General features: G+C 64.0%; 6 protein-coding genes and 1 pseudogene. 4 read left to right on the forward strand and 3 right to left on the reverse strand.

What is annotated here, in order from left to right; translation table 11 throughout:
• The first annotated feature begins 6 nt into the window (after positions 1-6).
• Positions 7-612 carry a 3'-5' exonuclease gene (locus tag B4L76_RS06480; protein WP_296231307.1) on the forward strand — a complete coding sequence of 202 codons (606 nt, stop codon included), beginning with the start codon at positions 7-9 and terminating at the stop codon, positions 610-612.
• On the opposite strand, the gene B4L76_RS06485 is transcribed toward B4L76_RS06480, so the two are convergent.
• Positions 609-1,058, reverse strand: a complete 450-nt coding sequence (locus tag B4L76_RS06485) for an Lrp/AsnC family transcriptional regulator (RefSeq protein ID WP_085625727.1) — start codon at positions 1,056-1,058, stop codon at positions 609-611. The genes B4L76_RS06480 and B4L76_RS06485 overlap by 4 nt on opposite strands.
• 154 nt (positions 1,059-1,212) lie before the next feature.
• Here B4L76_RS06485 and yedA point away from each other — a divergent pair, with 154 nt between their 5' ends.
• Both yedA and B4L76_RS06495 read left to right on the forward strand, forming a co-directional pair.
• Positions 1,213-2,133 carry a drug/metabolite exporter YedA gene (gene yedA, locus B4L76_RS06490; protein ID WP_296231311.1) on the forward strand — a complete coding sequence of 307 codons (921 nt, stop codon included), beginning with the start codon at positions 1,213-1,215 and terminating at the stop codon, positions 2,131-2,133.
• Between the two features lie 55 nt (positions 2,134-2,188).
• Complete coding sequence (locus tag B4L76_RS06495) at positions 2,189-3,520, forward strand: DEAD/DEAH box helicase (RefSeq protein WP_296231312.1); 1,332 nt, start codon at positions 2,189-2,191, stop codon at positions 3,518-3,520.
• 59 nt (positions 3,521-3,579) lie between these two features.
• Here B4L76_RS06495 and B4L76_RS06500 read toward each other — a convergent pair whose 3' ends face one another.
• Together B4L76_RS06500 and B4L76_RS06505 are read right to left on the reverse strand one after the other, a co-directional pair.
• Positions 3,580-4,821, reverse strand: a complete 1,242-nt coding sequence (locus B4L76_RS06500; RefSeq protein ID WP_296231313.1) for a TIGR03862 family flavoprotein — start codon at positions 4,819-4,821, stop codon at positions 3,580-3,582.
• 148 nt (positions 4,822-4,969) lie between these two features.
• Entirely contained in the window at positions 4,970-5,884 is a 915-nt protein-coding gene (locus tag B4L76_RS06505) for a histone deacetylase family protein (RefSeq protein ID WP_296231315.1), read from the reverse strand.
• A gap of 319 nt (positions 5,885-6,203) precedes the next feature.
• Between B4L76_RS06505 and B4L76_RS06510 the strand changes: the two are divergent.
• Positions 6,204-6,341: pseudogene (locus B4L76_RS06510) on the forward strand (IS110 family transposase); the annotation flags it as partial.
• Positions 6,342-6,525: the final 184 nt, after the last annotated feature.

A 6,525-nucleotide genomic window follows, 5' to 3' on the forward strand; every position in this document is an offset into this window, starting at 1 on the left:
CCTTGCATGGAACGTATCGCTGTCATCGACTTTGAAACCACCGGCATCAGCCCCGGCGCCGGCTGCCGCGCCACCGAGGTGGCGGTAGTGATGCTGGAGCGCGGACGCATCGTCGAGCGCTACCAGAGCCTGATGAACGCGGGGGTTGCAGTGCCGGCTTTCGTCGCCGGGCTGACTGGTATCACCACCGCCATGTTGCGCAGTGCGCCGCCGGTCGACCAGGTGATGAACGAAGTGGCCGATTTTGTCGGAAGCACCCCGTTGCTGGCGCACAACGCCGCGTTCGACCAGAAGTTCTGGGATTCTGAGCTGAGCCGCATCGGGCGTAGTCGTAACCAGGCCTTCGCCTGTTCCCTGCTGCTTTCCCGGCGCCTGCTGCCGGCGGCACCGAACCATAAGCTGGGCACCTTGACCCGCTGGGCTGGGCTGCCGGACACCGGGACTGCACACCGGGCCATGGCCGATGCGCAAATGGCTGCCAACCTGTTGCAGCACCTGGCCGGCGTGCTGCGCCAGGAGCATGGTGTGCAGCAACTGTCCCACGAACTGCTCTGCCGCCTGCAGAAAACCCCTGCGGCGAAGGTGCGCGACACCCTGGCCAGGTTCTGTTAGGGCTTCCTTTCCAGTTGTGCCAGCGGCACTCGTCGTTCCACGGCACTGGAAAGAATGATCGAGGTTTTGCTGAAGCCGAACTGCGCTACCCGGTTGATCAGCTCTTCCAGTTCGGGCATCGAGCCCACCGCGGCCTGCATGATCACGCAGGGGTCACCGGTGACCCGGTGGCATTCGGTCAGCTGGGGGATCTGCGTCAATGCTTCATAGGCTTGCTGGTTCCCGTGGCTGGCCAGGCGCAGTTCGATTACACACTGGATCGGCAGGCCGATCTTGCTCATGTCGACCTTGGCCTGGTAGCCGGTAATGACTCCGCTGGCCTCCAGCTTGGCCACTCGCTCGGCCACCGCTGGCGCCGACAGGTTCACCTGGCGCGCCAGTTGCGCGAAGGTGGCGCGGCCGTTGTCGAGCAGGGCGGCGAGCAGCATGCGGTCGTATTTGTCCATGGGGTGTTCCTGCCTGGTTTCGATTCGTTGGAAAAATGCCCGAATAACCATCAAATGCAAAGTGTTCTGGCGATTTAAAGCAGTTTTGTAACTTAAGTTTACTCGGCATGCTTTCTAAACTAAGCCACCCGTAAACGGATTTCGAGTGTGCCCCATGCCTGTCTCCCGTCGCTTCCCCTTGTTGCTCGTCGGCGCTTTCCTGGCCTTGTACCTGGTCTGGGGCTCTACCTACCTGTTCATCCGTATCGGCGTCGAAAGCTGGCCGCCGATGCTCATGGCCGGGGTGCGCTTCCTGATTGCCGGCGGCTTGCTGTATGGCTTCCTGCGCTGGCGTGGCGTGCCGGCACCGACCTGGCCACAGTGGCGGGCGGCGGGGGCGATCGGTTTCCTGCTGCTCAGCTGCGGCAACGGCGGCGTGACCGTGGCCGAGCATGCCGGGGTGGCCTCGGGCGTGGCGGCGCTGGCGGTGGCGACGGTGCCGCTGTTTACCTTGCTGTTCGGCCTGCTGTTCGGGCACCGCAACTCGAGGCTGGAGTGGGCGGGCATCGCCCTCGGGCTGGTAGGTATCGGCCTGCTGAACCTGGGCTCCAACCTGCAGGCCAGCCCGATTGGCGCGGCGCTGATCATTTTTGCCGCAGCGTCCTGGGCATTCGGCTCGGTGTGGAGCAAGACCCTGCCGTTACCCCAGGGGCCGATGGCCAGTGCTGCGGAAATGCTGGTTGGTGGTGCCGTGCTGTTGCTGGGCAGCGTGCTGTCTGGCGAGCGCATGACGCAGATGCCTAGCGCCGCCGGCTGGGGAGCGTTGGCCTACCTGGTATTGTTCGGCTCGATCCTGGCCTTCAGTGCCTACATGTACCTGCTCAAGCATGTGCGCCCGGCGGCTGCCACCAGCTATGCCTACGTCAACCCGGCAGTAGCGGTGCTGCTGGGCATCGTCTTCGCCGGCGAGCAGATCGGTGCCGAAGAGTGCGTGGCCATGGCGGTGATCATCGGCGCGGTGGTGTTGATCGGCCTGCCGCAGTGGCGCAGGGCGCCCGAACCGGCGCAACCGCTGAAAGGTGAAATCTGCAAGTAGACAGGGGCGATGCGGTAAACTTGCCGCCTTCGCTGAACCCCCTGACGGTATTGCCATGAATTTCGCCAAACTCGGCCTGATCGAACCGCTGCTGCGCACCCTGCAGCAGCTGGACTACACCACCCCGACCCCGGTGCAGGCCAAGGCCATCCCCGCCGTGCTGGCTGGCCGTGACCTGATGGCCGCAGCCCAGACCGGCACCGGCAAGACTGCCGGCTTTGCCTTGCCGGTGCTGCAGCGCCTGGCACTGGAAGGGGAGAAGGTGGCCAGCAACTCGATCCGTGCGCTGGTGCTGGTGCCCACCCGTGAACTGGCCGAGCAGGTGCACAACAATGTGCGCGAATACGCCGAGAACCTGCCGCTGAGCACCTACGCGGTGTACGGCGGGGTCAGCATCAACCCGCAGATGATGCGCCTGCGTCGCGGTGTCGACCTGCTTGTGGCTACCCCGGGGCGTCTGCTCGACCTGTTCCGCCAGAACGCGGTGAAGTTCAACCAGGTACAGACCCTGGTCCTCGACGAAGCCGACCGCATGCTCGACCTGGGTTTTGCCGAAGAGCTGCAGTCGGTGTACGCCGCACTGCCACGCAAGCGCCAGACGCTGCTGTTCTCGGCCACCTTCTCCGAGCAGATCCGCATGCTCGCGGGGCTGGCCCTGAATGACCCGCTGAGCATCGAAGTCAGCCCGCGCAATGCCACGGCCAGTAGCGTCAAGCAGTGGCTGGTTCCTGTGGACAAGAAGCGCAAGGTCGACCTGTTCTGCTACCTGCTGCGCAAGCAGCGCTGGAAGCAGGTGCTGGTGTTCGCCAAGACCCGCAATGGCGTCGACCAGTTGGTGGAACGCTTGCTGGCCGAGGGTGTGAATGCCGACGGCATCCACGGTGACCGCCCGCAAGCCACCCGCCAGCGCGCCCTCGACAGCTTCAAGGCCCGCGAAATCCAGGTGCTGGTGGCCACCGACGTGGCGGCTCGCGGCCTGGATATCGATGATTTGCCGCTGGTGGTCAACCTCGACCTGCCGATCGTTGCCGAGGACTACGTGCACCGCATCGGGCGTACCGGGCGTGCGGGCAACAAGGGCGAGGCGATTTCCCTGGTGTGTGCCGATGAAGTGCAGTTGCTGGGGGCAATCGAAGTGCTGACCCGGCAGACCCTGCCGCGCCATGAGGAGCCGGATTTCATTCCCGACCACCGGGTACCGCTGACCGATGCCAGCGGCCAGGTGATCAAGAAGCCGAAGAAGCCCAAGAAGCCCAAAGAAAACAGCGCCAAGCGCGGCTTGGGGCGCTGGATGGACAGTGCCGAGGCGGGCAGTGCGGCGCCGGCAGTAAAGGCGGTGCGCAAGGTGCCGAGCTTCAATGGTGGGCCGCGCAAGCGTAAGCCTTGATATTTTTGGGGCCGCTTAGCGGCCCTCCACAAGGTACAGCGCAAGCCCTCGGCAATCTTTCAGGAAAGCCGAATCGCCCAATCCGCCGCCGCCCGTCCGGCGCGCAATCCGCTGGCAAAGCACGCCGTCAGCAGATAGCCCCCGGTTGGTGCTTCCCAGTCCAGCATCTCGCCAGCGCAGAACACTCCCGGCATGCGCTGCAGCATCAGGCCTTCATCCAGGGCCTCGAAACGCACCCCACCCGCGCTGCTGATCGCTTCATCCAGCGGCCGCGTGCGTACCAGCGTGATCGGCAATGCCTTGATCGCCCTCGCCAGCGCGTCCGGGTCGGTAAAGGTCGCCTGATCGGTCAGTTCGCGCAACAGCGCTGCCTTGACCCCATCGATGCCCAGCTGGCTATGCAGATGCTTGGCCATGGAGCGCGACCCCCGGGGCCTGGCGAGCGCCTGGGCGACTTTTTCCAGCGGTTTGTCCGGCAACAGGTCAAGCAGCAACTGCCCTTGACCGGTACGGTTGATCGCCTCGCGCACCGACGCTGACCAGGCATACACCAGGCTGCCTTCAACACCCTGGGCAGTGAGAATGAACTCGCCTTTGCGCGGCGCGCCGCCGGGCACGCTCAAGGCAATGTTCTTCAGCGGCGCACCGGCAAACTTTTCCTTCAGCAGCGTGCTCCAGCCTGCCACTTCGAAACCGCAGTTGCTCGGCTGCAGCGGTGAGATATCCACACCCCGTTCGGCCAGCAGTGCTTGCCAGCTGCCATCGGAACCCAGCCGCGCCCAACTGCCGCCGCCCAGTGCCAATACCACCACCGCAGGTGTAAGCAGCCGTTCTCCCTGTGGATAAGCCATTCGCAATGCCCCTTCGGCATTCCAGCCCAGCCATCGGTGACGGGTGTGGATAACCACCCCGCTGTCGCGCAGGCGCTTGAGCCAGGCGCGCAGCAATGGCGCGGCCTTCATGTCAGCAGGGAACACCCGGCCCGAGGTGCCGATGAAGGTTTCGATGCCCAGCCCGTGGATCCACTGGCGCAAGGCATCGGCATCGAAGTCGCGCAGCAGGGCGTCGATCTCGCCCTGACGCTCGGCATACCGGGCGACGAAGGCCGGGTATGGCTCGGAATGGGTGATGTTCATGCCGCCGACACCTGCCAACAGGAACTTGCGGCCGACCGAAGGCATGGCATCGAACACTTCCACCGTCAGGCCCGCCTGGGCCAGTGCTTCTGCGGCCATCAGGCCGGCGGGGCCAGCGCCGATGACGACAGCAAGGGAAGGGGCGGCGGGTTTCAGTTCGGGCATGGTGGGCAGCAGGCTGTGGAAAAGACGCGCATTCTAGCGCAGCGAGGCCTATGGAAGCACTGATCAAAAAATGATCATTCGGTTGCAGGCCTCGGCCATCAAGGGCTGTGGCGCCTTTCCCGCAGGTTATCCACAAGCGGCTCCACAATCATTGTGAACAACCGATGACACGGGCCGCACTGTGGTGGAGGATGCCATGACGCCTGGCCAGCGCTATCCGGTCCTTGCTGTAACCGCCGCCGATCACGCCCACCACCGGGATGTCGCGGCCCAGGCAGTGGCGCAGCACCGCTTCGTCACGGGCGGCCACGCCTGCATCGGTCAGGTGCAGGTAGCCCAGGGCGTCGTCCTTGTGCACATCGACCCCGGCGTCATACAGCACCAGGTCGGGACGATAGAGCGGCAGCAGGTAGTTCAGGGCATCGTCGACCACCTTCAGGTAGGCCGCGTCATCCATGCCGCGTGGCAAGGGAATGTCCCAGTCGCTTTGTGCCTTGCGGGCCGGGAAGTTCTGTTCGCAGTGCAGTGATACGGTGATGGCATCTGGCGTGTCGTGCAGGATGCGCGCGGTGCCGTCGCCCTGGTGCACGTCGCAATCGAAGATCAGCACCCGGTGCACCCGACCGGCTTCCAGCAGGTAGCGGCTTATCACCGCCAGGTCGTTGAAGATGCAGAAACCGGCAGGATGATCGTAATGGGCATGGTGGGTGCCACCGGCAAGGTGGCAGGCGATGCCGTGCTGCAGTGCCATCTCGGCACTCAGCAACGAGCCACCTACCGCGCGTACGGTACGTCGGGCCAAGGCTTCGCTCCAGGGCAGGCCGAGGCGACGTTGGTCCTCGCGTGACAGGTCACCGTTCAGGTAGCGCTCGATGTAGCTGCGGTCGTGAGCCAGGGCGAGAATGTCGTTGGGGCAGATGCCCGGGCGCAGCAGGGCCTGGTCGGTGGTCAGCCCGCTGTCGACCAGGTGATCACGCAACAGGCGGAACTTGTCCATCGGAAAGCGGTGCTCGGCAGGAAACTCCGGGCTGTAGTCGTCGTGGTAGATCAGCGGCAGCGGCATGGCGGTTTCGCAATCGGGGCCAGTGCTGATCTTGCCAGTTCCGGGGTTGTGGTTGCTATCGCGAATGCGCGCGTTGTAGCGCAGCCTTGTGTCTTGAGAGGGGATTGGAATCTGTAGCGAGAGCGGTGAATGGCAAGCTGAATGCGGCAGGTGCGTTGAGCACGAGTGGGAGCACAAGCTGCCATTCACCGTTCCACTTTGGCCAGCGCCCGAACAGTTGGATGAGGGGCGAATCTCGAACCGCAAGCATGGGCCAAGCCAAAGTGCTCTCACAGTGTCCAACACTCAAAGGCCGGTATGAGGTTCTGCGTGGACGAGGAAGTTAGCCAAGGTCGCACTTGTGGCCTGCATGAGAATCTTCATCGTACGGCTCAACGCAATGCCCAGAACGGGCACGCCGTGGCGGGATGACCTGCCAAGACCCGAGGAGTCAACGCAGATGCAGAGTTCTGCGTGATCAGTGTGGGAGCGGGTTTACCCGCGAAGAAGACACCGCGGTGGATGGCACCGGCTGTGCCGGTGTTAGTGGGGCAAGCCCGCGCCTACAGGAATAACGCCCGCTTTGAACATTTGAGCAAGACAGTTGCTCTCACAGGTGTAGTGTCAACGCGAAGCCAGCACAGTACCTGTGGGAGCGGCCT

This window comes from Pseudomonas sp. UBA4617, assembly GCF_002386445.1.
GTDB lineage: Bacteria > Pseudomonadota > Gammaproteobacteria > Pseudomonadales > Pseudomonadaceae > Aquipseudomonas.